Annotated in this window: 1 protein-coding gene; it reads right to left on the bottom strand. The window is 63.7% G+C overall.

What is annotated here, in order from left to right; all coding sequences use genetic code 11:
- The coding region (locus Y88_RS18705) for an alpha/beta fold hydrolase (RefSeq protein ID WP_040702704.1) at positions 1-683 on the bottom strand (683 nt) is incomplete at its 3' end.
- Positions 684-710: the final 27 nt, after the last annotated feature.

Below are 710 nucleotides of genomic sequence, written 5' to 3'. Positions count from 1 at the left end.
GCGATTTCGGAGAGCCTTGCATTCTGGTCGGGGAACTGGCGCGGATTGGCCGCGAGGCTCTTGACGAAATTTTCCAGATGATCGCGCCGTGACAGCATGTTGGCGAGGCGCATCTGCATCTGTTCCTCGGTCAGCGCGCTCGCGTCATAGACGAAGACGTTCATCATCGCCTTGAGCTTGTCGATGGTGGGATCGCGATAGAGCCCCTGCAGGAGCTTGATCCCCTCGGTCGGCATCGGCGCATAGAGGCTGGGCCCCCCGGTGCCGCCGCCCATCAGCACGAGCTTGCCCACGCGCGCGGGATTGGCGAGCGCAAAGGCGAGCGCGCTGTGTCCGCCCATCGAATTGCCGACCAGATCGACCTTGTCGATCCCGAGTTCGTCGAGCACACCCCGGACCACCCCGGCATTGAGGTCGGAGCGGGACCCCGTGCACACGACCGGATCGCTTTGCCCCCAGCCGGGGCAGTCGATCAGCAGCACGCGATAGCCCGCCGCGACAAAGGGATCGATGTTGCGGTTGAAATTGGCCCATCCGGTCGCGCCGGGGCCCGACCCATGGAGCATGACGACAACGCGCTCGCCGCTGCCGATTTCGTTGTAATGGATGCGATAGGCAGTTTCATCCACGCTCACGTTCGCAAAACGGGTGGTGGACGCTTCGGTATAGGCAGGTGTCGTCATGGCGGGATCCGTGTCGAGGGGAGTGTC

The sequence above is a fragment of the Novosphingobium nitrogenifigens DSM 19370 genome (assembly GCF_000192575.1).
GTDB classification, from domain to species: Bacteria; Pseudomonadota; Alphaproteobacteria; order Sphingomonadales; family Sphingomonadaceae; genus Novosphingobium; species Novosphingobium nitrogenifigens.
This window is presented reverse-complemented; position numbering and strand designations above follow the sequence as displayed.